At 68.0% G+C, this 1089-nt stretch carries 1 pseudogene; it reads right to left on the reverse strand.

The annotated features are described in order from the left end of the window. Nucleotides 1-25: 25 nt before the first annotated feature. A pseudogene (locus AB0J09_RS65605) lies at nt 26-1017 on the reverse strand (IS5 family transposase). Nucleotides 1018-1089: the final 72 nt, after the last annotated feature.

A 1089-nucleotide genomic window follows, 5' to 3' on the forward strand; every position in this document is an offset into this window, starting at 1 on the left:
TAGAGCGTGTACGAAGTTCGGATCTTCAGGCTGGCCGGAGGCTTCGGATCCATAAGACGGCTCCGCGTAGGTGCAGGCCGGCCAGATAGCTGTCGGGCGTCTTGTCGAACCGGAAAGCCAGCCCACGCCACTCCTTCATCCGATTGACGCACCGTTCCACCGTGTTGCGCTCCTCGTAGAGCTCGGCATCATGACCGACCGGCCGGCCACCGCTGGAGCCGCGCTTCTTGCGGTTGGCCGCCTGGTCAGCCTTCTCCGGAATGACCGCCTTGATCCCGCGTCGGCGCAGGTAGGCGCGGTTGCCGCGGGAGGAATACGCCTTATCGGCGGCCACCGCGCCCGGCCTGGTGCGCGGACGACCTACCGGCAGACGGATCCTGATGCGCTCCAGCACGGCGCGAAACTGCGGACTGTCTCCGGCCTGACCGGCAGTCACGACGAAGGACAACGGACGGCATCGCCGGTCGGCCGACAGATGCACCTTGCTGGTCAGCCCGCCCCGCGAACGGCCCAGCTTGGCCGCCTTCAGCCGGAACCGGTGCCGACGGCGTATCCGCCGTCGCCCGTCCCCGTCGCCATGCCCGTCTTCGCCGGGGTCGCCGCCGCAGGCGTTTTGCCCCTTTGACGAAGCCCCTTTTCCCGTTCGGCGGCCTCTTGCAGCGCTGCGCTCAGCTCGCCGTCCAAGACCATCCCGGCGGCATGATGGTGGGCACGGGCGGTGGTGGAGTCCACGCTGACCAGGTCGAGATCGGCCTGCCCGCGCGCCGCGGCTTCGGCGATCATCGCCTGCATCAGCTGCTCGAACACGCCGTTCAGCGCCCAGGAGCGGAACCGGTCGTAAGCGGTGGACCAGGGCCCGTACTCAGTGGGCAGGTCCCGCCACGGGCTGCCCGTCCGAAACCGCCACATCACCGCGTTGAACTGCTGCCGAAGGTCCGGAATCGGGCCCCGCTCACCCAGCGGCAAGTGAGGCTCGATCAAGGACCACTCCTCGTCGGTGAGGTCTCCACGCGCCATGTCGATGGCCTACCAGGATTGCCGACCGTGCCGCAGGCGATCCCCGTGATTTCAACTCCGTACAGGCTCTAG

The sequence above is a fragment of the Nonomuraea sp. NPDC049784 genome (genome assembly GCF_040659615.1).
In the GTDB taxonomy this organism is placed as follows: Bacteria; Actinomycetota; Actinomycetes; order Streptosporangiales; family Streptosporangiaceae; genus Nonomuraea.